Origin of the sequence: Blautia hansenii, assembly GCF_013304445.1 — a bacterium.
Taxonomy (GTDB): Bacteria; Bacillota; Clostridia; order Lachnospirales; family Lachnospiraceae; genus Blautia.
The window spans coordinates 240,871-265,348 of sequence record NZ_JAAITA010000001.1 but is presented as its reverse complement, the minus strand read 5'-3'; the positions used below and the strand labels follow the sequence as shown (position 1 = coordinate 265,348).

Genomic DNA, 24,478 nt, shown 5'->3' with positions numbered 1-24,478 from the left:
CTCTTACTCCTCCTTATTTCCGTTTTCTGACTTTCAGCACAGGACGGATACTGAAAATCTCTTCAAAAAAGTCCGCCTGTTCCGGCAAAAGCCCTTTCTCCAGAGCAAGGTCTTCTCTGGCCGTCACCGTAAGCAGCAGCTCCTGGTCTTTTACCGCTGCCTTAATTTCCTCAATTTTCTGCCTGTGACTTCTGTCCAGCACATTAGCCACCCGGATAATCGCGGTCAGTTTTGCGGCTGTCATATAGCTCCTCCGGTCAATTTCCGACTTAGAATCTGCGCTTCCATAATACTGAAACGGCTTTTTAATAAATTTCACCACATTGGCAATCATTTCCCGTTCCCTGTGGGACAATCCGATAATTTCCGTGGACATGATGATTTCATAGGCACATTCCGACGCATTGCTCAGACTGATATAATTGCCGCAGTCATGAAGTAAAATGGCTATCTGCAGCAAAAGCCGCTCTCTGGCTCCCATACCGTGCACTTTTTTCATACTGTCGAAAATCGCCAGGGCATTCTTGGCTACCGCCTGCGTGTGGTTCTTTCCGCTCATATACCGCTTCGCAATGTTTTTGGCAGACACCAGAATATCATTTTCAAAATTGTGCTTACTCTTAATCAGCTTATGCCGCTCTGCGTAATCATAAGCCACACCGTCATTCAAATGTGTTCCCGGCAGCCACATGGTCTGTCCACCCAGTTCTTCGATAAATACGCGGTAAATAATCATGGCCGGCACCATAATCTCTGCATATTCCAGAGAAACCCCCAGCTTCACGGAAACCTCTTCTGCGGAATGTGCCATAACCCATGCATATTCCTCCATAAAAGTTTCATAACTGATGGTTCTGCTTTCTGTCATGGTGGTCTTTCTTTCAAAAAGACGTTCCATAAACGTATTGCCCATAAGAATAATATGGTCTGCCCTGCGGTCCTTTAAATGCAGTTTTTTAAACCCCAGAATCTGGTTATGTACCAGTTCTTCCACCAAACGTTCATAATGAGCAGCTTCTTTTTCCAACGGCAGCAAAAGTTCTTTAATTCTTAAACTTCCCATCTTAAAATTCTGGGTGGTGACCAGCATATCTTTGTCAAAAAGAGAAATCTGTACATTTCCTCCGCCCACTTCCATGACAGCGGTTCCTTTCTGAATCATCTTCGCAAAAGACGCCTCTTTGGCTGCCACAGACTTGTAGCCGTAAAAGCGCTGCTCTGAATTACTGAGTATTTCCACCCGTATACCCGTTTTCTGATATACCTGCTCCATCACAATCCAGACATTTTTCGCTTCCTGGAGCGTGCTGGTAGCACAGGCCCGGTACGCCTCTGCCTGATATTCCTTCATAATTTCTGTAAAATCTTTCAGAATGCGGCACAGTTCTTTCGCTGTTGCAAAGGTGATTTTTCCTTCCCCATAAGTTTCCCGGCCGATTTCCAGGCGGCTTCTCACTTCATTAATACACCGTATTCCGTTTCTTGGGGATATTTCGTAAATATCCATACAGACATTGTAGGAACCTACATCTATTGCTGCAAATGTTGTCACTCCCATAAATTTCTCCTTTCCTCTGCCGTTATTTCATAAAGTCAAGCAATGCGCTGCCCATTTTTTCTGCTGCAATGTAGCCTTCTTCGTACAGACGCTCCAATTTTTCCCGATTTTTTTCAATTCTGCCGATTTCCACAGGTTTTTCCGGACAAATAAGGAAAACATTTCCCTTCTTTTCTTCCTCATACAGATAATCAAGGGCTGCATTGTAGTCCAGATGCCTGTTTTTCATACGCGCCACCAGCTTGGGAAACTCTCTTTGATACCGCAGATAGGCTGCGGGCATGGCTTTATTGGGTTCTTTACGGTATCCTCTCTGTCGGGTCAGCACCACTACCTGCTTATGGTTTCCCAGCTTCTCTGATTGTTTTACAGGAATAGAATCTGCAATTCCCCCGTCCAGATACGGCGTATTTTTAATCCAGACCGTCCGTGAAAGCAGGGGCAGGGAGCTGGAAGCCCGCACATAATGAATTCCTCTGTGCATATCCGTAATTTTCTTATACTCTGCTTCTCCTGTTTTGCAGTTGGTTACTACGACGTAAAATTCTGTAGGATTTTCGGAAAATGCCTGATAATCATAGGGATTCAATTCTTCCGGAATTTTCCGGTAACACATATCCACACCAAACAAATCTCCTGTTTTCATAAGATTTTTGAAACTGCAGTAAGTCTCATCCTCCAAATAATCCGTATTGGTTTCAAATCCCCGCCGCCTCTGCTTTGACAGGAAGCTGCAGGCGTGGCAGGCTCCTGCAGACACCCCGATACAAGTATGAAAAGACAGGTTTTTATCCAGAAAATAATCCAAAACTCCAGCTGTAAATGCGCCTCGCATACCGCCGCCTTCTAAAACCAGTCCAACCTTACACTTTGCTGTCATATTTTCCCTTCTTTCTGTTCACATATTTCTATTTTATCACGAATCCGGGCATTACAAAAGTTAAATAAATTTAACAAAACGACACCAGACCTCATATCTGGCGCCGCTTTGTCTATAAAAACTATTCTCTTTTCTTATCTAACGTATTTGTCATACTTTCCAGAGAAATCCCCAAGGTAGAAAGATTGTGCAAAAGCGCAGAAGTCCCTGGTGCAAGAACTCCGCCAAGTCCCAGGGCAATCAGCCCCATATTAAATCCGATAACAAAACGGTAATTTCTATGAATCCGTTTCATCAGACCGTTGCTGATTCTTTTCAGCGTTACCAGCTGGTACAAATCTTCTCCTGAAATTGTAATATCTGCAATTTCTCTGGCAAGCTGTGCGCCTCCGCTGACGGCAATCCCTGCGTTGGCTGCCGACAGGGCCGGAGAATCGTTGATACCGTCTCCTACCATAATCACCTTGCGTCCCTCTGCTTTTTCCTGCTCTACAAAAGAAGCCTTATCTTCCGGCAGAACCTCTGCATAGAAGGCATCCACACCTGTCTTTTTGGCAATGGCCGCAGCCGTGCCCGCGCTGTCTCCGGTCATCATTACGACTTTTCGGATTCCCGTTTCCTTTAAAGCTGCTACAATCTCTCTGGCCTCTTCCCTTAACGGATCTTCAATGCACAGCACTGCCGCCAGTTCACCGGAAATTGCCAGATACAAAAGAGAATATCCTATAGGAAGGTTCCGGAAATTTTCCTCTTCCCCTTCGGGGATTCTGCATTTTTCATCTTCAAAGATAAAATGATGGCTTCCGATTAAAACCTGCTGCTCGTTCACCTTCGAGGAAATGCCGTGGGCCACTACATAGTCCACCTTTGTGTGCATTTCTTCATGAGCAAGGCCCTCCTTCTGGGCCTGAGCTACTACTGCATTGGCAATGGAATGAGGGAAATGTTCTTCCAGGCAGGCTGCCAGACGAAGCATTTCATCCCGGCTTCTTCCTCCGAAAGGAATCACCTCTGCAACCGTAGGTTCTGCCTTGGTAAAAGTTCCTGTTTTATCGAAAACTACTGTTTCCGCTTCCGCTACCGCCTCCAGGAATTTTCCTCCCTTCACAGTAATCTGGTAATCCTGACATTCTCTCATGGCAGACAGAACTGCAATAGGCATAGAGAGCTTTAATGCACAGGAAAAATCCACCATCAGAATAGACAGAGCCTTGGTTACATTCCGGGTAAGGGCATAAGTTGCCATCGTTCCCAGAAAACTCAGCGGCACCAGTCTGTCTGCCACATGAGCTGCTTTTCCCTCCAAGGAAGATTTCAGTTTTTCTGATTCTTCAATCATGGAAACAATCTTTTCATACCGGGTACTGCCGGCAGACGCTTTCACCTGAATCAGCAGTTCACCTTCTTCCACTGCGGTTCCGGCATAAACATAAGCGCCTTCTTCCTTTTTCACTGGAATACCTTCTCCTGTAAGGGACGCCTGATTCACCATAGCCTCTCCGCCTACTACAATTCCGTCCAGCGGAATCATATTCCCCATATGCACACAGATAACGTCATGCTCTTTTACCTCACCTGCGTCCATAAGGATTTCTGCCTCTCCCTGTTTTACCCATACTTTTTCAACCTGCAGAGACATACTTCTGGCAAGGTCTGCCACAGATTTTTTATGCGTCCACTCTTCCAGAATTTCTCCTACACTCAAAAGCAGCATAACAGAACCTGCTGTACTGATATCTCCTCTGAGCAGAGAAACTCCGATGGCTGCGGCATCCAGTACCGGCACTTCCAGCTTTCTCCGTTTCAGACATTGAAGGCCTTCTTTCATAAAATGCAGAGACTGCACCGCTGCCTTTGCAGCAGCCAGCGGTGCCGGAAGAAACAGCTTGCAGAGATAGTGCACGGCAAGCTTTGCAATAAGCTTTTCCTTATAAACATTCATCAATTCCCGTCCCGTGTTCTCCGGAACCAGTTCCTGAAGCTCCCGGTTCTCAAAAGAAAACGCTGTCAGACCTTTGATAACTTCCTTCCTGCTGCCGCTGTAGCAAACCACTGCATGGCCGGTTCTTTCATACACCTTTGCAGAAACCACATTTTCAAGTGTGCCCAAATAGTACTGCAGCATATCCGCTTCTTCCACGGTCAGACTCTTCTTCGGCGTGGCAAAACGAATACGACCTCTGATTTCATGCTGAATCTTTATTCGCATTTGGCATCTTCCTGTTCTTTTTCAGCCTCTTCTTTTACTTCTTCAGCTTCTTCCGCACCGTCTTCCTGGGCGCATGCTTCTTCTGCATAGCGCTGTGCATTGATTTCATTTGCTTCCGCCAGAACATCTTCTGCGTTTTCCTGTACCGTTGTCACCGCATCCATAACACAGTCTTTTGCTCTTAATACGGCTGCAGTAGCCTGCACATAAGCTTTTTTCGCGTCCTTACTTCCCAGAATCTTAACTCCTGCTGTTCCAAATAAAACTCCGCCTGCAAAAAGTGCCGCTTTCTTCATTAATTCTGTACTTATCATCTTCAAATCCTCCTGTATTTATTTGTGCTTGTAACCTGTGTAAAATGTCATTCCAAGGCAGAAAAGCATCGCCCATGCCCAAAACCTGTGCTTCTTCATTTTTTCCACTCCTTTTCCATTTTACATATTTTCTAATCAAGGGTCTTTGATAGTTGCATAAGCCAACCTTTGATTTCAAAATACTACCACCCACTGTTTTTTTTGTCAATATCTGTCAGAAAAAATAGCAGAAAACAGAAAGAGACTGAACCCCTTGATTTTAGCGGATTTCAGCCTCTTTCTATTTTCCTTCATTCATAAAACTGCCGGCAATGGGACTTGAACCCATACGTGGTTGCCCACAACAGATTTTGAGTCTGCCTCGTCTGCCATTCCGACACGCCGGCATTTCCTAACGGAACAATAGATATCTTAGCATAACTCTTTCCAAATTGCAAGCATTTTTTTGAATTTTAAATTCATTTAATCCAATTCTACTGATTGCAGTCCAGCTTCTTATAAAAATCAAAGCAGTCAAAGGTTGCAAAATAATCCTTCGGTGTCTCTGCCCTGCGGATTAACTGGGTGCTTCCGTCCGTTTTCAGCAGAATTTCCGCAGATTTCAGCTTTCCATTGTAATTATATCCCATGGCAAAGCCGTGGGCACCAGTGTCGTGAATCACCAGCAAATCTCCTTTGTCAATTTTCGGAAGCATTCTGTCCACTGCAAACTTATCATTGTTTTCACACAGGGAACCTGTCACATCGTATTTGTAATTACACGGCTCATGCTCTTTCCCCATAACGGTAATATGGTGATAAGCCCCATACATAGCCGGGCGCATAAGGTTTACCGCACAGGCGTCCACTCCAATATACTCCTTGTGGGTATGTTTCTCGTGAATGGCCTTTGTCACCAGACAGCCGTAAGGCCCCATCATAAAGCGCCCCAGCTCGGTGTAGATAGCCACATCTCCCATGCCTGCCGGAGTGAGCACTTCTTCATAAACTCTGCGCACCCCTTCTCCAATCACACGGATATCGTTAGGTGTTTCTTCCGGTCTGTAGGGAATGCCCACACCGCCGGACAGATTAATGAAGCAGATCTTTGCCCCGGTTTCTTTTTCCAGACGCACCGCCAGTTCAAAGAGGCGCTTTGCCAACATCGGATAGTATTCATTTGTCACTGTGTTGCTGGCCAGGAAAGCATGAATACCAAATTCTTCCACTCCCTTGCTTTTCAGAATCCGGAAAGCCTCAAAAATCTGCGCTTCCGTCATGCCGTACTTGGCCTCTCCCGGATTGTCCATGATTCCGTTGCAAACCTCAAAAACTCCGCCCGGATTATAGCGGCAGCTCATACGCTTCGGCAGTGTACCAATGGCTTCTTCCAGGTACGCAATGTGGGTAATGTCATCTAAATTAATGGTAGCGCCCAGTTCGTTGGCATACTGAAATTCCTCCGCCGGAGTGTCATTAGAGGAAAACATAATGTCCTCTCCCACACAACCCATGGCTTTGGAGAGCATCAGCTCTGTATAAGAAGAACAGTCACAGCCAAAGCCGTACTCTCTTAAAATCTCAATCAGGAAGGGATTTGGTGTTGCCTTTACCGCAAAATATTCTTTAAACCCTTTGTTCCATGCAAAAGCCTCCTTCATGGCCTGCGCATTTTCCCGGATACCTCTTTCATCATATAAATGAAAAGGGGTCGGGTATTCCTTTACAATTTCTTCCAGCTTTTCCTTTGTCACAAATGTCTTTTTTTCCATATATATTCTCCCTTAATGGATTTCTGCTTTTCTGTTTTTATCTGACGAACCTCATTATACGAAAATGTGTCTTGCTTTTCAAGTCATTCCCCTGTCTTTTTTTATTTTTTAACGTATTGACGTATTCCAGTCAAAAATCCACAGAAAACCTTTGCAATTTTACCAGTCCTGTTGTATAATGAACGAAATAAAAACAGACGGGAGCTTGTATGACAGGCTGAGAGGAAGGTATGACCTTCGACCGATAACCTGATTTGGATAATGCCAACGTAGGGACGCCTGAGAACCACATATGTGAAAATATGCAGCGGGAAGTTACCGAACTTGGTAGCTTTCCGCTTTTTGTTTTCCTAAAAACGGATATACAATTCTCCACAAGCCAGGCTCCCAGATGGAGGTGAAAAATGGTAATAATCAACGGAACTTCCCTGCCTATGGACGGCAAAACGCTGTCCGAATATCTGGAAATGTCCAATTACAATCCCCTGCGCATTGCAGTGGAACGCAATGGCCACATTGTTCCCAAAGCAAAATACAATGAAATCACGCTGACAGACGGCGATGTGCTGGAAATTGTCAGCTTTGTAGGAGGCGGCTGATGATACCCACAAAAGAAGAATGGATAAAGGCCCTGGAAGAACGCCACGGCCAAACCTTGCAGCAAAAATTTGCTTCTGCTTCTGTGGCCGTATGCGGACTGGGGGGACTGGGCTCTAACATTTCCCTCTGTCTTGCAAGAGCCGGAATCGGCAGACTGATTCTCATCGATTTTGACCGGGTGGATATCACCAATCTCCACCGCCAGCAGTACAAGGCCCATCAGATAGGCATGTACAAAACAGAAGCCCTTGCGGAAAATCTCCGGGAAATTGCGCCTTATCTTTCTTTAGAACTGCATACAGAGACCATGACCGAAGAAAATACCCCACAATTGCTGCAAAACGCCCAGATAATCTGTGAAGCCTTTGACCGGGCGGAAAATAAGGCCATGCTGGTCAACCGCGTACTGGAAACCATGCCGGAAAAATTTCTGGTGGCAGCTTCCGGAATGGCCGGAATTTCCAGCGCCAACTCCGTCCGGACCCGCCGGATTACTTCCCGTTTCTATCTCTGCGGAGACGAAAGCAGCGACACAGGCAGCGGGCTGGGGCTTGTCTCCTCCCGGGTCATGTGCTGCGCCGCCCATGAGGCGCACATGGTACTGCGGATTCTGGCAGAACAGACCGAACCCTAAGGTACAACACCAAACATACAGAAAGAAGGTACATTTATGAACAACGATACGCTTATCCTCGGAGGACGCGAATTTCATTCCCGTTTTATTCTCGGCTCCGGGAAATACTCCCTCAAGCTCATTGAAGCAGCCGTAAAGGATGCGGGTGCAGAACTGATCACTCTGGCTGTCCGCCGGGCCAATACCAAAGAAGAAGAAAACATTCTGGATTATATTCCTGAAAACGTTACCCTGCTTCCCAATACCAGCGGCGCCAGAAATGCCGAAGAAGCAGTGCGCATTGCCCGTCTGGCAAGAGAACTGGGCTGCGGAGACTTTGTAAAAATCGAAATTATGCGGGATTCCAAATATCTGCTGCCGGATAACCAGGAAACCATAAAAGCCACGGAAATTCTGGCAAAAGAAGGCTTTCTTGTCATGCCTTACATGTACCCGGACTTGAATACCGCCAGGGACCTGGCTAATGCCGGCGCTGTCTCCATTATGCCTCTGGCTTCTCCCATTGGTTCCAACAAAGGACTGGCCACCAGGGATTTTATCGAAATTCTCATTCAGGAAATAGATTTGCCTGTCATCGTAGACGCCGGTATCGGACGGCCTTCCCAGGCCTGTGAAGCCATGGAAATGGGCGCTGCCGCCATTATGGCAAACACGGCTCTCGCCACAGCCGGAGACCTTCCTCTCATGGCTTCTGCTTTCCGCCAGGCCATTGAAGCCGGACGAAAAGCCTACCTTTCAGGACTTGGCAGAGTTCTTACAAGAGGCGCTTCTGCATCTGACCCGCTCACCGGTTTTCTTCACGATTAGGAGGCGGCAGTCATGGAAAACGAATTTTTAGTGGACTCTCAGTATCTCTCTGAACAGGCGCTGGCAAAGAAACACCGTCTGGAAACAGACCCTTCTTTTCGGAAAAGCCACATGGAATATCTCCCCGGCATGGAGCAAATCCAGTCTGATGTATGCGAAAAAGTCATGAGCCAGGTGGCTTCCTATGATTACACCCACTACACAGCCAAGGATGTCCGGGCAGCCCTGTCCCATCCGGTCTGTTCCCTGGAAGATTTCAAGGCTCTGCTCTCTCCCGCCGCCGAGCCTTTCCTGGAAGAAATGGCCCAGAGAGCGAGACAGGAAACCAGCCGCCATTTCGGCAATACCGTGTATCTGTTTACCCCTCTTTACATTGCCAATTACTGCGAGAATTACTGCGTATACTGTGGTTTTAACTGCTATAACCATATCCACCGCATGAAGCTGACTATGGAGCAGATTGAAAAAGAAATGAAAATCATCGCAGACAGCGGCATGGAGGAAATCCTCATTCTCACAGGTGAAAGCCGCTCCAAAAGCGATATTTCTTATATCGGGGAAGCCTGTAAACTGGCGCGAAAGTATTTCCGCATGGTTGGGCTGGAAATTTATCCGGTAAACACCGACGAATACCGCTATCTTCACCAATGCGGCGCGGACTATGTCACAGTGTTCCAGGAAACCTATGACAGCGACAAATACGAAACCCTGCATCTCATGGGGCATAAACGCGTGTGGCCTTACCGCTTCGATGCACAGGAACGGGCCTTAAAAGGTGGTATGCGGGGCGTTGCTTTTTCCGCACTTTTAGGACTTTCTGACTTTCGGAAAGACGCCCTGGCCAGCGCCCTGCATGTTTACTATCTGCAGCGGAAATATCCCCATGCGGAAATGTCCCTCTCCTGCCCCAGACTGCGGCCCATTATCAACAACGACAAAATCAACCCTCTGGACGTGCATGAAACCCAGCTTTGCCAGATTCTCTGTGCTTACCGGATTTTTCTTCCTTTTGTGGGCATTACAGTATCTTCCAGAGAAAGTGCCCAGTTTCGGGACGGCATTGTAAAAATCGCAGCAACCAAGGTATCCGCAGGGGTTTCTACAGGAATCGGCGACCACGAAAGTAAATACAGCGGAAAGGAAACGGACGGGGAACAGGGAGACGAACAGTTTGAAATCAACGATGGCCGCAGTCTGGACCGGGTTTATGCAGACATTGCGGCTGAAGGTCTCCAGCCTGTCTTAAACGATTACCTCTATGTCTGATATTTTATGTATCACCAACCGGAAGCTATGTGGGGAAGACTTTCTTTCCCGCATAGAAAAACTGGCAAAGGCCAAACCCCAGGGCATTATCCTTCGGGAAAAAGATTTATCAAAGTCACAGTATGAAATTCTTGCCCGGCAGGCAATAGATATCTGTGCTGCTTATGACACTTCCTGTATTTTACATACCTTTACAGACGCGGCCCTTTCTTTGAAAGCAAAATCCCTGCACCTTCCTCTGTCCCTTCTAAAACAGATGACAGAAAAAGAGCGGAAAGCCTTTTCAATTCTGGGAGCCTCCTGCCATTCTGTAACGGACGCTCTGTTAGCAGAACGTCTGGGATGTACCTATATTACTGCAGGACATATTTTTGCCACTGAATGCAAAAAGGGACTTCCCGGAAGAGGAGTTGCTTTTCTGGAAGAAGTCTGCAAAAGTGTGTCCATTCCCGTCTATGCCCTTGGAGGTATCACTCCCGAAAACAAAAAAGAAGTGATGAAAACCGGGGCTAAAGGGGTTTGCATTATGAGCAGCGCCATGACCTGCGCTGAACCGGACAGTTATCTGGCAAAACTGGATTCCCCTAAGTGAACGGCTACGACTATAGCAAATATCTGCAAAAAATGCCCGAACAGCCTGTCCTCTCAGGCCATTCGGGCATTTTAAATTTTTCTTTTACAACATTATTTTACTTCCATTACATGCAGCATATTGGTTACATTGGATTCTGCCTTGCTGCTGTTGGTCGCCGGGTCTCCGGCTGTAACTACCACAAGCTGGCCTTTTGCCACCAGTTTGTTCTCTTTCAATGTTTCCATGGCATTGATAATAATATTTTCCGTTGTATCTCTTCTGTAGCCTTTCAGCGGTCTTACGCCCCAGTACAGACGCATTTTACGCTCTACTCTCTCATTTGGAGTAATGGCATAAATCGGCATAGTAGGACGGAAGCTGGAAACCATGCGGGCAGTTTTTCCGGACATGGTTGGGGTCACAATGCAGTCTGCCTCAATGTTTCTGGCAGTACGTACGGACGCAATACCAATAGCACAGGAAACCTTTGTTTTCTGGTACATTGTTCTGTGCTTAATATATTTTTCGTACTTCACATAATTTTCTGTGTTCTCTGCGATTTCGTTCATCATCTTCAGCGCTTCCACCGGATATTTTCCCGCTGCTGTCTCACCGGAAAGCATAATAGCATCTGTTCCGTCATAGATGGCATTAGCCACGTCTGTTACCTCTGCTCTGGTTGGACGCGGATTGCGAATCATGGAATCCAACATCTGTGTGGCTGTAATAACCGGAATATAATTCGCATTACATTTACGAATAATCATTTTCTGAATATGAGGAACCTCCTGTGCCGGAATCTCCACGCCCAAGTCACCGCGGGCTACCATAATTCCGTCAGACACTTCAATGATGGCATCCAGGTTTTCCAGACCTTCCGCATTTTCAATTTTTGCAATAATCGCAATGTCTTCTGCGTTGTTTTCTTCCAGAATCTTACGAATTTCCAGCACACCCTCTGCATTTCGAATAAAGGACGCTGCAATAAAATCAATCCCCTGTTCAATACCGAAAAGAATGTCTGCTTTGTCTTTTTCTGTAATAGCCGGAAGCTTTACGTTGACATTGGGCACATTCACGCCCTTTTTCTCGCCCAGTTCACCGCCGTTTACCACGCGGCAGACAATGCGTCCCTCTGCCACTTCTTTTACTTCCAGTTCAATCAGACCATCATCAATAAGAATTCTGTTGCCTGGCACTACATCCTCAGCCAGACCTGCGTAAGTAATAAAGCAGCCCTTTTCATTCCCGGTCATTTCCTCTGTGTAAAGAACAAACTCCTCATTTTCTTTCAGGGTCACTTTCTTTCCGCCTTCCAGTACGCCTGTACGGATTTCCGGGCCTTTGGTATCCAGAAGGATAGCCACTGGCTTCTCCAGCTCTTCTCTCACCTTTTTCAGCAGATTCATACGGCTTTTCTGTTCTTCATAATCTCCGTGTGAAAAATTAAAACGAGCCACATCCATTCCATTGGCTACTAAAGCTCTCATGTTGCTCTCAATATCTGTGTTCGGTCCCATAGTACAGACGATTTTGGTTTTACGCATATAATTATTTTCCTCCTGATTATTGTATATGTTTGTGAGTAAACAGGTGGTCCTGACAATACTCATAGTTGCCGTTGCATTTGGAACAGAAACGAAATTCCAAATCGTCTCCGTCCTTTTCTGTTCTTCCGCAGACTGCACATTTGTGTTTTGTCACACCCGGCGCCATTTTCGGATGAACAGCTCTTTGAAACTGTTGTTTTCTGTGGATTTCTTTTGGTGAAATCCTCTGATAATTTCTGGTTGACAGAAAATAAATAATAAAATTCAAAAGGGATGCAAGAATTACCGTCCGGATTCCCCAGCCGCCTTTTACCATATCATACAGCAGATACGCAATATCCAGCACAGCCAGCCATTTCATCTTCATGGGAATAATCATCATAAACAGTACCTGCATGTCCGGGTAATTGGCCGCAAAAGCCAGGAAAATGGACAAGTTGATGTAATACGTGGAAAACGCCATACTGTACGCCATAGACAAAAACGGATTTGCTCCCATCATAAAATACAGCAGAAACGCACCGATAACCGTAAAGAGCACACCGCCCAGAATATAAACATTGTAGCGGAAAGCGCCCCATGTTCTCTCCAGCGTTTCCCCCAGAGAATAATAAAACAGCAGCATAATCAGCACAAAAACAAGGTTGCTGGTTGGGGGCGGAATCAACAGCCAGGATACAATTCTCCATATCTGCCCGTGCAGGATATGATAAGGGCTTAAAGTCAGATATCCGGTAATGGAAAACCCAAAAAGGTTTCCCGCATACAGCAAAATATATCCAATGGCATAACAGCCTATCATATATTTCGTCAGATTGTGAATGGCATAGCGTCCAAATTTACGCTCCATTTTGTTCAAAAAATTCATACGATTTCCTCAATTCTTTCATGACTTAAAATAAGTTCTTCTTGGAGAAGATAAACGCCACTACCAGACTCAAAAGAAGAGAAAGGACAATGACAATGGCAAAGCCCTCCGGGTGGGAGGCAAAAGGCATTCCCTTCAGATTTACATTCATACCGTAAGCACTGAATATCATGGTAGGAATGGACATGACAATGGTCACAGTTGCCAGAAATTTCATAACAATATTCAGATTGTTTGATACAATAGAAGCAAAAGCCTCGGTCATACCGCTCAAAATTCCACTGTACACGTTTGCCATCTCGATGGCCTGTTTGTTCTCGATAATGACATCTTCCAGCAAATCCGTATCATCGGGATACTGCTTGATACGCTCTACTTTTAAAAGCTTTTCCAATACCATTTCATTGGAACGAAGAGACGTGGTAAAGTATACCAGGGATTTTTCCAGTTCCAGAAGTTCTATCAGCTCTTTGTTCTTGGTAGACTCCTGCAGCTTTTCCTCTACTTCCTCACTCTTTTTGTCTATGATACGCAGGTAATGCAGAAACATACTGGCATTTTTGTACAGAATCTGAAGAATAAAGCGAGTCTTCATATAAGTATAGAAGTTCCGCACACGACCGTCCATAAACCGGCCCAGCACCGAAGTATCTTCCAGGCAGACGGTAATGATAATCTCATCTGTCACAATAATAGACAGGGGAATGGTTCCATACCAGTCCTTTTCTCCCCTTTCCTCCAGAATCGGAGTGTCCACAATAATCAGGGTGTACTCGTCTTCCACCTCGATACGGGAACGTTCCTCTTCATCCAGAGGTGCTCTCAAATCATCCACCTCAATGTGATACCTTTTGGCAACCTCGAAAATTTCCGTTGCCGTGGGATCCGTCAGCGCAAGCCAGCAGCCTTCGCTGGCTTCGTCCATCTGATGAATTTTTCCATCCACTGTTTTGAATATTCTAATCATGGTTTCTCCCTTCACCCTCCTGCACTGGCAGGAAGCCGGGACGGCGCCTGTCAGCAGGATTTCTCTTTTTTTATTTTTTCATTTTTCTTTCTCCCAGGACAAGGCCCGCTTTCCATAATTTTGCACTTCCTTTTTTCAAAAAATACTCAATTTCCCCGTTCTTATGCTTCGCACTTGGAAAAGATAATGCTGTTAGGGGTTTCCACCTTCATAGGTTTCCCTTTCATAATCAGCAGTTTCTTTTCATAATCAATGGCAAAGGTTGTAATGGAATTGGATTCATGGTTTACCACTGCCAGATGTTTTCCATCCGGGAACACATCCAAATCCTTCGGATAATTGCCGCTGATTGGCAGAATACACTGCTTTTCCAGAAGACCGGTTTCTTCCTCTCTCTTAAACATAGCCACGGTATCCTCTCCCGCATTGGAACAGAAAATATATTTTCCGTCTGCGGACAGACACATACCGGAAGTAGCGTCATGGGCTTCATCATCGTGGGAAGCCAGAGTGCTCTCCGTCTGCAGCAGTTCAAAGACAGGATTTTTGCCGCTTCCATCGTAGCGGTATACCTGAATGGTATTGTTCAATTCATAGTTCAGATAAGCAAATCTTCCATCCGGGCTGAACTTAATCAGCTTAGGACCGGATTCTCTCTGGCATCTTAAAATGTCCACCAGCTCTAAACGACCGGTACGTCTGTTGACTCTGTAAATTTTCATCTGATCAATGCCGTTGTCCACTGCACAGAGATATTTATTATCCGGTGTCGGGCGCACACAGCTTACATGGGGACGGAAATTTCTCTCTCCCACGCTGCCCAGACCTTTGTGAAACACACCGTCCAGCACACTGCCCAGACGTCCGTCTCTGTGCGTATGCACTACAGTCACTTTTCCGTCATGGTAACCGGCCACAAAAAGGTACTTGCCTTCTTCATCCGTGGACAGATGACAGCCTCTCATACCGTCAATATCTACTTTATTAATAAAGGTAAGGTCTCCGTCCGGTTCAATGGCAAAAACCGCCACGCCTTCATCTGCAATGGAGTACAGATACTTTCCGTTAAGAGACTTTGCCAGATGGGAAGAATTGTTGACGGGAATCACTTTTCTCTCGCAAAGAGTTCCCTCTTCCACATTGACATCATACAAATGGATTCCGATACTGCTTCCGTGGGTATAGGTTCCCACATAGGCTACATATTTTTCCTTCATTTATGCAATATCCTCCTGTTTTCTATTGTTTCACCACACGACAAATTCGCGGTCTTTGCACAAAAAGACCGCCAGTGTACAATACACTACGGACATTCTACCACAAAGTTTTTTCTAATACAATGCATATTGATGGCTTTTCCTGCAATTCATTTCTATTTCATCTGTATTTTACAGGGATTGGGTCATTCTAATATTGACATGATTTTTTCCTTTAGTATAATGGATAAAGAATATCTACAAAGGAGAACTGGGATGAACCATACTTTAGTAAATTTAATTGACATCTCCAAAAGCTTTGGAGACCAGGTAATCCTGGACGAACTGAATCTTTCTATACGGGAAAATGAATTTCTCACCCTTCTTGGCCCCAGCGGCTGCGGAAAAACTACAACGCTCCGTATTCTGGGCGGATTTGAGTCCCCTGACAGCGGGAAAGTCATTTTTGATGGAAAGGATATTACAAATCTTCCGCCCAACAAGCGGAATCTGAACACCGTATTTCAGAAATACGCGCTTTTCTCTCATATGAGCATTGAAGAAAATATTGCTTTCGGTCTGAAAATTTCAGGAAAAAGCAAAGCCTATATTCATGACAAGGTAAAATATGCTTTAAAGCTGGTCAATCTGGACGGCTATGAAAACCGGCTCCCGGATTCTTTAAGCGGCGGACAGCAGCAGCGTGTGGCCATTGCCAGAGCCATTGTAAACGAACCTCGGCTGCTTCTTCTGGACGAACCTTTAGGCGCTTTGGACTTAAAACTGCGCCAGGACATGCAGTATGAACTTATCCGTCTGAAAAACGAACTGGGCATTACCTTTATCTATGTCACTCACGACCAGGAGGAAGCCCTTACCATGTCAGATACCATTGTGGTTATGAACCAGGGATATATACAGCAGATGGGAAGCCCGGAGGACATCTATAACGAACCTCAGAACGCCTTTGTGGCAGACTTTATCGGCGAAAGCAATATCCTTCCCGGTATGATGCTGGAAGATAAACTGGTGGAAATCCTGGGTGCCAAATTCCCCTGTGTGGACGTGGGATTCGGTAAGAACAAACCAGTAGACGTGGTTATCCGCCCGGAGGATGTGGACTTGCTGGCTCCGGAAGAAGGCACAATCCAGGGGGTTGTGTCCCACCTGATTTTCAAAGGCGTCCACTACGAAATGGAAGTACAGGCAAACGGTTTTGAATGGCTGGTGCACAGCACGGATATGTTCCCTGTAGGGCAGCAGGTAGGCATTCACGTGAATCCTTTTGACATACAGATTATGCACAAGCCTGAATCCGAAGATGAGGAGGCTATTGGAATCAATGAATAAACGAAAACTGCTTTCCGGCCCGTATCTGATCTGGTCCGTGGCCTTTATCCTGATTCCTCTTGCCATGATTTTTTACTATGGCTTCACCAACAGCGAAGGGCATTTTACCTTTGAAAATGTGCTGGCTATCGGCACTGTGGAGAATTTCAAAGCACTCTGCCTTTCTCTTTTGCTGTCCCTTATCAGCACCCTTATCTGTCTGATTCTGGCATATCCGCTGGCTATGATGCTGTCGAATATGAAAGTCAACCGGACAGGCTTTATTGTGCTCCTTTTTATTCTTCCTATGTGGATGAATTTTCTTCTGCGGACTCTTGCATGGCAGACTCTTTTGGAAAAAAACGGCGTTATCAACCAGGCGTTGGGCTTTTTTCATCTTCCTTCCCAGCAGCTGATTAACACACCGGGGGCTATTGTACTGGGCATGGTCTACAACTTCCTGCCCTTTATGGTACTGCCCCTCTATAACGTGCTTTCCAAGATAGACAAAGACGTTATTTTTGCAGCCAGAGATTTGGGCGCCACTGCGGCCTATACCTTTCGGAAAATCATTTTTCCTTTAAGCATGCCGGGTATTATCAGCGGCATTACCATGGTTTTTGTACCGTCTCTGACGACCTTTGTTATCTCTGACCTCTTAGGCGGAAGCAAAATTCTCCTCATCGGAAATGTCATTGACCGCCAGTTTCAGCAGGGAAGCAACTGGAACGTGGGAAGCGGACTTTCGCTGGTACTGATGGTATTTATTTTCATCAGTATGCTTCTCACCGGAAAATACGATAAAAACGGGGAAGGAGGTATGTTCTGATGAAAAAAACAGTACGAAATATATATCTTGGGCTGATTCTTTTTCTCATGTACGCCCCCATTGTCACCCTCATTGTCCTGTCTTTTAACGCTTCAAAATCCAGGGCAAAATGGGGCGGTTTTACCTTAAAGTGGTACGCTTCTCTTTTTCAGGATAAAGCCATTATGACAGCCCTTTACAATACGTTAATCATTGCCCTGCTCTCTGCTGTTCTTGCCACGGTTGTAGGTACGGCAGCCTCCATCGGTATCAATGCCATGAAGGGCAGAAGCAAAACCATCATGATGGGAATTACCAACATTCCCATTCTGAACTCAGAAATCGTAACCGGAATTTCCCTGATGCTTCTGTTTATTGCCTTCAGAGTCACCCTGGGATTTTCCACTATTTTGCTGGCCCACATTACTTTTTGCATTCCTTATGTGATTCTCAGTGTCATGCCAAAATTGAAACAGACCAGCAAAAGTACTTATGAGGCAGCCCAGGATTTAGGTGCAGGTCCGGTATCCGCCTTCTTTAAGGTGGTGTTTCCCGATATTCTGCCCGGTATTGTCTCCGGATTTTTAATGGCCTTCACCATGTCTCTGGATGATTTCATTATCACCCACTTTACCAAAGGCCCCGGTGTGGACACCCTCTCCACCAAAATTTACGCAGAAGTACGAAAGGGAATCCGTCCGGAAATGTATGCCTTGTCCACGCTGCTTTTTGTCAGTGTACTGGTGCTGATGATACTGGTCAATACAAGTCCGAAAGAACCAAAAGACAGAAAAACGGTTTCCAAAAGAAAGTCCCTGCAGCGCGGACTGCGTCTGGCGATTCCCCTGCTGCTTGTGGCTGTGCTGGCAGGCGGCGGCGCCTTTTATTACTTCGCAGGCGCCAAAGATGCCGGCAGCGAAAAGCTGATTGTGTACAACTGGGGGGATTATGTCGACCCCAAAACCATTGAACTGTTCGAGGAGGAAACTGGCATTTCCGTCACTTACGAGGAATACGAAACCAATGAAATCATGTATCCGAAAATTCTTTCCGGGGCTATTGCCTATGATGTGGTATGCCCTTCCGATTATATGATTCAGCGTATGATAGAAAACGATTTGCTGGCCAAACTGAACCTGGACAACATTCCCAATATAAAAAATATGGATTCTATCTACATGGAACAGTCCAGAAGTTTCGACCCGGACAATGCTTACTCGGTTCCCTACTGTGTGGGTACGGTGGGAATCCTGTACAACAAAACCATGGTGCACGAACCTGTGGACAGTTGGGATATTCTCTGGGATTCTAAATATGCGGACAGTATTCTCATGCAGGATTCTGTCCGGGATGCCTTTGCTGTAGCTTTAAAACGCCGTGGGTATTCCTTAAATTCCAGTAAGGTAGACCAGCTGATACAGGCTAAGGATGACCTGATTGCCCAGAAACCCCTGGTACAGGCCTATGTTGTAGACCAGGTACGCGATAAAATGATTGGAAACGAGGCTGCTTTAGGCGTTATCTATTCTGGAGAAGCCGGATACACCAAAAGGGAAAATCCCAATCTGGAATATGTCATCCCAAAGGAAGGCTCTAATGTCTGGATTGACTCCTGGGTCATTCCAAAAAATGCCAAAAACAAGGAAAACGCAGAAAAATTCATCAACTTTATGTGCCGTCCGGACATTGCCCTGATGAACTTTGAATATCTGACCTACGCAACACCCAACAAAGCCGCCAGAGCGCTGATTAAAGATGAGGAAACGCGAAACAGCAAAATTCTCTTTCCCAACGCGGAAGATTTGACAAACTGTGAAACCTTCCAATTCCTGGGAGATGATGTGGACAGCTATTACAACGAACTCTGGAATAAAGTAAAATCAAACTAAGCTACAAAAGGAAATTTTTATGAACCGTATTTTTGAATATTGTGTGGCTGATTCTGACCTCCCCTGCACCGCAGGGGAGTATTTAAAAAGAAAAGGCTGCTCTCACCAGATTCTGGTACACTTGAAAAAAACAGAAAAGGGGATTCTGGTAAACAATGAATGGGCTTATGTGCGAACCCCCTTACAGGCGGGAGACCTTCTGAAAATCACCTTAACGGAAGACACCCCTTCTCAGAACATTGTTCCGGTTGCCATGCCTCTGTCTATTGTTTATGAGGATGAAGATATTCTGCTTCTGAACAAGCCCGCAGACATGCCGGTACACCCTTCTGTCAATAACTATGACAACACCCTGGCAAACGGCGCGGCCTGGTATTACGCACAGCAGGGAAAACCTTTTGTCTTCCGCTGCATCAACCGCCTGGACCGGGATACCACGGGACTGCTGATTCTGGCAAAAAACGCCCTCAGCGCTTCTATTCTCTCTGCTCAAATGAAAAAAAGAGAGATTCACAGAACCTATCAAGCCATTGTAAAAGGAGTCCCCATTCCCGAAAGCGGTACTATAGACGCCCCTATTGCCAGAAAAGAAGGCTCTGCCATAGAGCGGTGCGTGGATTTTGAAAAAGGCGAACGGGCTGTCACCCATTACCGTGTCCTGGATTCCCGAAACGACTATTCTCTTGTGCAGCTTTCCCTGGAAACCGGCAGAACACACCAGATACGGGTGCATATGGGCTATCTGGGACATCCCCTGTTAGGCGATTACCTCTATTATCCTGATTTTTCACGGATAAAACGGGTCTCCCTCCATTCTTATGCGCTTTCTTTCACACATCCCATGACTGGCAGTCCCCTCACCTTTCGGGCTCCTCTGCCGGAAGATATGGCTGATTTGTTTGCCTGATGTATGCAAAAGACACCGGAATTTACATTTGAAAAGCCCGGTCAGAACTTCAGCTGCCAAATGCAGCGGTCTGTCCTGAACCGGGCTTTTTTTGTTTCTCAATTTTCTGTTTTCTTTTAATTTCTTCTAAGTGCCTCAATAGGACTTAAAGAAGCTGCTTTCTTTGCCGGATAAATTCCGAAGAAAATTCCCACTGCACAGGAAAAGGCCGTTGCAATCAAAATTGTGCTGACACTGATTCCCGGCGTCAAAGTCATTCCCTGGCTGGAACTGATAACCGAACAGATTCCAAATCCTCCTGCAATTCCCAGAATAATACCAATAATTCCTCCAATAACAGTCAGAATGGCGGATTCTGCCAGAAACTGCATCATAATGGAAGAGGTCTTCGCCCCCAGAGATTTTCGGATACCGATTTCTCTGGTTCGCTCTGTTACAGATACCAACATAATGTTCATAACACCAATACCGCCTACCAGCAGAGAAATTCCTGCCACAAAGGAAATAAATGCCGTTACCATGCCCAACATCTGGTTCATGACCTTCATCACATCCTGGAAACTCTGTACCTGGAAGTAATCCTCCCCTGCAGACTGGTGTTTCTGTTCCAGAACCTTGATGATTTTATCGGAAATGACTTTTGAGTCCATTTTTTTATCGGCCTGTACCATAATGTAATAAAAATCATCCGTGGAATCTCCCAGAAAATCTCTGGCTGCTGTATACGGAATGGAGATGGAAACCGGCATGCCTTCATAAGTATAGCTGACAAAGGTTCCATTTTCTTTGTGGGTGGTAACGCCCACAATCCGGAAGGATTTTGTCAGATTCAGACACTGTACATCAATATCCATGCCCACTACATCATCCGAACCAAAGAGTCTTTTGGCATCGCTGTCGGAAATGACACATACATTTCTGCCCTCTGTCACATCTGCCTCCGTGAAGTAGGAACCTCTCTTCATGGAATAGTTATTCAAAAGCTGTCCATCCTGTGTCTCCATAGAAAGGTTTATCTGAAATTCCCCTTTCCCGGTTACTGTATCTCCGGTAACACTGTCGGTTCCTGTAACACCTTCCACACCTTTGATTTCCCGGATAGCATCCAAGTCCTCCGGTGTCATATAAACATCCTGATTCATGGCATCGGTACTGCAGTTAATGGCAATCTGACCGCCGCCCGCATCGTTAATCTCACTGTTCATCTGATTCTTGGTACCCTCACCGATGGATACGATAGCGATGACCGACGCAATTCCGATAATAATACCAAGCATGGTAAGAAAGGAACGTCCCTTATTGGCAAGAATATTCTGAATCGCCATTTTGACATATTCTACTATATTTCCCATATTCTCTTCCTTTCCTGCTACTTAGAGGCTTTGTTGTCCTCTGTCTTGGCTTCCTTTGCGGTCACACTGTCGCCTTCGCTGTAATTGCCCATATCCTTAATAACCTGGTCTCCTTTTTTCAGTCCGCTTTTTACTTCTACCATGGAGTCTGAAGTTACCCCTGTCTCGATGTCTTTTTTCTCAATTTTTCCCTTGTTCACTACATAGCAGAAAGAGCCTTCTTTTCCGATGTTTACCACCTCTACAGGAAGTACCGGCACATTTTTAGCCTCGGATGCCTGAATGGTAACCTTGGCTTCCACACCAATAAAAATATCATCGTCCGGATTGTCAATATGTACACTGACCCCAATCAGAGGTGTTCCCTTTTCATTTGGAATGGCAATCTTGCTGACTTTGTCTACTGTACCTTTATACTTTTTATCACCAAGAGTGATTTCTGCCTTCTGACCTTCTTTTACCTTGTCAAAATCGTATTTGGATACGTTGGCTTCCACGCATACATCCTGTGTGCTCTGCAGGGTGAAAAGTTCCATTCCCTGGGTAACGGTTGCGCCCTGTGTTACTTTTGCGTCAGAAATAACCCCTTTAAACTCTGCCTGAATACCTTTTCTGCCTTCTTCTAAGAGTTCCTGAAGATTCTTTGATTTCAATTCTGACAGGTTGCTGGTAATAGTCATTTTTTCTCTTGCTGCATCTGTCAGACCTGCTGTGTCATTTTCTGCAATGGCTTTTTTAGAAGCCAAATCAGACTGAAGCTGTGCTAAATCAGAGGAAGCTGTTTCCATCTGTGCCTGCAAATCAGAGGTATCCGCTGTAACTGTGCCGGAAAGTCCATCCGTGGAAACGCTGTAATCTGCCTGATTTACCTCTTTTTTCACCGGTTCTGCCGGAGGATTATTCAGAAGGTATCTGTAATCTTCCAGTTCGGATTCTGCTGCTGTACCAGAGTCAATTTTTGTTTTCAAATCGCTGAGCTTCTGGTCATAATCTTTTTTTGTAACGTTGTTGTACTCATCCAAAGCTTTCTGATATTCCTGGTCTGCTGCTGCAACCGCTGCATCATAAGCTGCGTCGGCCTCTGCTTTGGCCTCTGCCTGAGCCTGTTCTATCTGTGCCTGGGCATCATTCTGTGCGTTGGTCTGTGCGTCTGCAATCTGCTGGCGCAGGCTGTTGATTTGATTTTGCTTCTCTTCAATCTGGCTTTCCAGTCCCGGAATGGCCGCCTGGGCTTCTGCCACTTTATTTGCAGCAGTGCTTGCCTGTTCCTGCGCATCCTTTATATCCAGTTCGCCGGATTTTGCTGTCAGCTGTGCCTCCTGGTTTTCTGCTTCCAGGTCTTCCAGATTAAAACCAATGATGCTTTTTCCAGCGTCTACACTGTCTCCTGCTTCTGCGGTCATGGTCTGAATGGTTCCGTTGACCGGAGAGTAGAAAGTTTTCTTCTGTTCGCTTTCCACATTTCCTGTAGCATCCACTTCCTGTGTGACGTTTCCCGTCCCCACGGATACGACCTCTACAGACGGTGCGGCATCCTTCCCTTTACTGTTCATACTGCCGACAAGTGCAATCAAGCCGATAGCCAGTACAATTACCCCTATGGTAATCAGCATAATCATGTTTTTACTCTTCGTTATTCCCTTTTTCATGTTCTTCCTCCATACTGTCAAATGCAGGGTTTATAATATCGGATTCTATCTTCCCATCCATAATACGCACCACACGCTTTGCCCTGGCGGCAATGCCATCATCATGGGTAATGAGAATCACCGTTCTTCCCCCTTTGTGCAAGTCTTTTAAAATTCCCAGAATTTCCTTGCTGGAAGCCGAATCCAGATTTCCGGTAGGCTCATCGGCCAGAATCACCGGAGGCTTGGCCGCAATGGCTCTGGCAATAGCCACACGCTGCTGCTGTCCGCCTGACATCTCTGACGGCTTGTGGTTCATACGATGGGCAAGTCCTACCATTTCCAGAGCCTCCCTGGAAAGCTGCCTTCTGGTCTTCTTATCAATTCCCCTGTAAATCAGCGGCAGTTCCACATTTTCCTCTGCGGTCAGATTTGAAATCAGATTAAACCCCTGGAAAATGAAGCCGATTTCCTTATTTCTGACTGCAGAAAGCTGATTGTCCGTCATGGTGGACACATCTGTACCATTCAGAAAATAAGTACCCGAAGTAGGCGTATCCAGACAGCCCAGCATATTCATGAATGTAGACTTTCCGGAACCCGACTGGCCGATAATGGCTACAAACTCGCCTGTATCAACCTCCAGATTAATATGGTCTAATGCTCTTACTTCATTCTCACCCGGATTGTAAACCTTGCACAAATCCGTTACTTTAATAAGATGTTCCATAAGTTCTTCCTTTCTCTCATAATATATAATCAAAAACTGCAGAGCAGTTTCCAATCGCGTTTTTGTATACAAAAGCAGGGCAAAACAGGAAATTTCCCCGTTTTGTCCTGCCCTCACTACATCTTTTCCTTATAAACTTGTTCCGTTCTGCGCGTCCTGCATAGCCTGACGGTTTTTTAATGCTCCCCAGAAGTATAACAAGGGAAGAATCAAAGAAGCCAGAATAGAAACTATCGATAATGCAGTAAATCCTGTTGTAGCAGCGGAAATTCCTGCATTGACTAACACAAATGCAATCAAGACAATTCCGCAGATAAAGCAGATATTTGCTTTTTCAATCTTGTTGCAGTTTGCCACACCTAAAATTCCTGCTACCAGGTAGATAACGCCCTGAATGACAGATGTGATAATTCCTGCCTGAAAAGTTTCTGCTGTAAGTCCCGCCTGTTCATAAATGGCAGTTGTGGCAGAATCCAGTGAGCCGCTTGATAATGCACTTGCTACAAACGCATTAGACGCTGCGCCGATAAATCCAAACACCCCACCGATAATCAGTAAAATCCCTACACCCTTTAAAAAACCTTTTCCCGGTGCCTTTTTTTCCATAACCAAAGCCCTCCTCCGTAAATTTGTAATCATTTTATAATTCCTTCCTAAAAAT

22 protein-coding genes, 1 tRNA gene and 1 riboswitch are annotated in these 24,478 nt (G+C 45.6%); of the genes, 9 read left to right on the top strand and 14 right to left on the bottom strand.

Annotated elements, in window-relative coordinates; all coding sequences use genetic code 11:
- Positions 1 to 13: 13 nt before the first annotated feature.
- The 6 genes from G5A70_RS01245 to G5A70_RS01220 all read right to left on the bottom strand — a co-directional run bounded on the left by G5A70_RS01245 (position 14) and on the right by G5A70_RS01220 (position 6,712).
- Positions 14 to 1,558, bottom strand: coding sequence for an HD domain-containing protein (locus tag G5A70_RS01245; RefSeq protein ID WP_173747306.1), 1,545 nt, complete (start codon positions 1,556 to 1,558; stop codon positions 14 to 16).
- Between the two features lie 22 nt (positions 1,559 to 1,580).
- Positions 1,581 to 2,438 (bottom strand): patatin-like phospholipase family protein, encoded by an 858-nt coding sequence (locus G5A70_RS01240; protein ID WP_173747305.1) that lies wholly within the window; start codon positions 2,436 to 2,438, stop codon positions 1,581 to 1,583.
- A 121-nt stretch (positions 2,439 to 2,559) separates the two neighbouring features.
- Complete coding sequence (locus tag G5A70_RS01235; protein WP_173747304.1) at positions 2,560 to 4,647, bottom strand: heavy metal translocating P-type ATPase; 2,088 nt, start codon at positions 4,645 to 4,647, stop codon at positions 2,560 to 2,562.
- On the bottom strand, positions 4,638 to 4,961 hold the full coding sequence (locus tag G5A70_RS01230) for a DUF6110 family protein (protein ID WP_173747303.1): 324 nt from the start codon (positions 4,959 to 4,961) through the stop codon (positions 4,638 to 4,640). The genes G5A70_RS01235 and G5A70_RS01230 overlap by 10 nt, the downstream gene beginning before the upstream one ends.
- A 303-nt stretch (positions 4,962 to 5,264) precedes the next feature.
- Positions 5,265 to 5,347 (bottom strand) — tRNA-Leu (locus G5A70_RS01225).
- Positions 5,348 to 5,434: 87 nt separating this feature from the next.
- A complete protein-coding gene (locus tag G5A70_RS01220) occupies positions 5,435 to 6,712 on the bottom strand; it encodes a diaminopimelate decarboxylase (RefSeq protein ID WP_173747302.1) in 1,278 nt (425 codons plus the stop codon).
- Between the two features lie 189 nt (positions 6,713 to 6,901).
- Positions 6,902 to 7,006: riboswitch (TPP riboswitch) on the top strand.
- Positions 7,007 to 7,116: 110 nt separating this feature from the next.
- Here G5A70_RS01220 and thiS point away from each other — a divergent pair.
- From thiS to G5A70_RS01195, 5 genes are read left to right on the top strand one after another with little or no spacing between them, the layout of a single operon-like run.
- Complete coding sequence (gene thiS, locus G5A70_RS01215) at positions 7,117 to 7,311, top strand: sulfur carrier protein ThiS (RefSeq protein WP_173747301.1); 195 nt, start codon at positions 7,117 to 7,119, stop codon at positions 7,309 to 7,311.
- On the top strand, positions 7,311 to 7,946 hold the full coding sequence (gene thiF, locus G5A70_RS01210) for a thiamine biosynthesis protein ThiF (RefSeq protein ID WP_173747300.1): 636 nt from the start codon (positions 7,311 to 7,313) through the stop codon (positions 7,944 to 7,946). Before thiS ends, thiF begins: the two co-directional genes overlap by 1 nt.
- A 36-nt stretch (positions 7,947 to 7,982) precedes the next feature.
- Positions 7,983 to 8,753: a thiazole synthase gene (locus tag G5A70_RS01205; RefSeq protein ID WP_173747299.1), complete on the top strand. Its 771-nt coding sequence runs from the start codon at positions 7,983 to 7,985 to the stop codon at positions 8,751 to 8,753.
- Positions 8,754 to 8,765: 12 nt separating this feature from the next.
- A complete protein-coding gene (thiH, locus tag G5A70_RS01200) occupies positions 8,766 to 10,019 on the top strand; it encodes a 2-iminoacetate synthase ThiH (RefSeq protein ID WP_173747298.1) in 1,254 nt (417 codons plus the stop codon).
- Complete coding sequence (locus G5A70_RS01195) at positions 10,012 to 10,611, top strand: thiamine phosphate synthase (protein WP_173747297.1); 600 nt, start codon at positions 10,012 to 10,014, stop codon at positions 10,609 to 10,611. Before thiH ends, G5A70_RS01195 begins: the two co-directional genes overlap by 8 nt.
- A gap of 92 nt (positions 10,612 to 10,703) precedes the next feature.
- On the opposite strand, the gene pyk is transcribed toward G5A70_RS01195, so the two are convergent.
- The 4 genes from pyk to G5A70_RS01175 all read right to left on the bottom strand — a co-directional run bounded on the left by pyk (position 10,704) and on the right by G5A70_RS01175 (position 15,195).
- Positions 10,704 to 12,140, bottom strand: a complete 1,437-nt coding sequence (gene pyk, locus G5A70_RS01190; protein ID WP_173747296.1) for a pyruvate kinase — start codon at positions 12,138 to 12,140, stop codon at positions 10,704 to 10,706.
- A 19-nt stretch (positions 12,141 to 12,159) separates the two neighbouring features.
- The gene (locus G5A70_RS01185; RefSeq protein WP_173747295.1) at positions 12,160 to 13,011 is read right to left on the bottom strand and encodes a hypothetical protein; all 852 of its coding nucleotides are present in this window, start codon (positions 13,009 to 13,011) and stop codon (positions 12,160 to 12,162) included.
- 25 nt (positions 13,012 to 13,036) lie between these two features.
- A complete protein-coding gene (locus tag G5A70_RS01180; RefSeq protein WP_173747294.1) occupies positions 13,037 to 13,978 on the bottom strand; it encodes a magnesium transporter CorA family protein in 942 nt (313 codons plus the stop codon).
- A gap of 161 nt (positions 13,979 to 14,139) precedes the next feature.
- Complete coding sequence (locus tag G5A70_RS01175) at positions 14,140 to 15,195, bottom strand: lactonase family protein (protein WP_173747293.1); 1,056 nt, start codon at positions 15,193 to 15,195, stop codon at positions 14,140 to 14,142.
- 255 nt (positions 15,196 to 15,450) lie between these two features.
- Between G5A70_RS01175 and G5A70_RS01170 the strand changes: the two genes are divergently transcribed.
- From G5A70_RS01170 to G5A70_RS01155, 4 genes are read left to right on the top strand one after another with little or no spacing between them, the layout of a single operon-like run.
- Positions 15,451 to 16,524, top strand: a complete 1,074-nt coding sequence (locus tag G5A70_RS01170) for an ABC transporter ATP-binding protein (protein WP_173747292.1) — start codon at positions 15,451 to 15,453, stop codon at positions 16,522 to 16,524.
- The gene (locus tag G5A70_RS01165) at positions 16,517 to 17,332 is read left to right on the top strand and encodes an ABC transporter permease (RefSeq protein ID WP_173747291.1); all 816 of its coding nucleotides are present in this window, start codon (positions 16,517 to 16,519) and stop codon (positions 17,330 to 17,332) included. Before G5A70_RS01170 ends, G5A70_RS01165 begins: the two co-directional genes overlap by 8 nt.
- Positions 17,332 to 19,200 (top strand): extracellular solute-binding protein, encoded by a 1,869-nt coding sequence (locus tag G5A70_RS01160; RefSeq protein ID WP_173747290.1) that lies wholly within the window; start codon positions 17,332 to 17,334, stop codon positions 19,198 to 19,200. The genes G5A70_RS01165 and G5A70_RS01160 overlap by 1 nt, the downstream gene beginning before the upstream one ends.
- Positions 19,201 to 19,219: 19 nt before the next feature.
- Positions 19,220 to 20,107 carry an RluA family pseudouridine synthase gene (locus G5A70_RS01155; RefSeq protein ID WP_173747289.1) on the top strand — a complete coding sequence of 296 codons (888 nt, stop codon included), beginning with the start codon at positions 19,220 to 19,222 and terminating at the stop codon, positions 20,105 to 20,107.
- A 116-nt stretch (positions 20,108 to 20,223) separates the two neighbouring features.
- On the opposite strand, the gene G5A70_RS01150 is transcribed toward G5A70_RS01155, so the two are convergent.
- The 4 genes from G5A70_RS01150 to G5A70_RS01135 form a co-directional block, all read right to left on the bottom strand.
- On the bottom strand, positions 20,224 to 21,459 hold the full coding sequence (locus G5A70_RS01150; RefSeq protein WP_173747288.1) for an ABC transporter permease: 1,236 nt from the start codon (positions 21,457 to 21,459) through the stop codon (positions 20,224 to 20,226).
- 17 nt (positions 21,460 to 21,476) lie between these two features.
- Positions 21,477 to 23,108: an efflux RND transporter periplasmic adaptor subunit gene (locus G5A70_RS01145; protein WP_173747287.1), complete on the bottom strand. Its 1,632-nt coding sequence runs from the start codon at positions 23,106 to 23,108 to the stop codon at positions 21,477 to 21,479.
- Positions 23,083 to 23,817, bottom strand: a complete 735-nt coding sequence (locus tag G5A70_RS01140) for an ABC transporter ATP-binding protein (RefSeq protein WP_173747511.1) — start codon at positions 23,815 to 23,817, stop codon at positions 23,083 to 23,085. Before G5A70_RS01140 ends, G5A70_RS01145 begins: the two co-directional genes overlap by 26 nt.
- Before the next feature lie 129 nt (positions 23,818 to 23,946).
- Positions 23,947 to 24,423 (bottom strand): hypothetical protein, encoded by a 477-nt coding sequence (locus tag G5A70_RS01135; RefSeq protein WP_173747286.1) that lies wholly within the window; start codon positions 24,421 to 24,423, stop codon positions 23,947 to 23,949.
- Positions 24,424 to 24,478 lie beyond the last annotated feature (55 nt).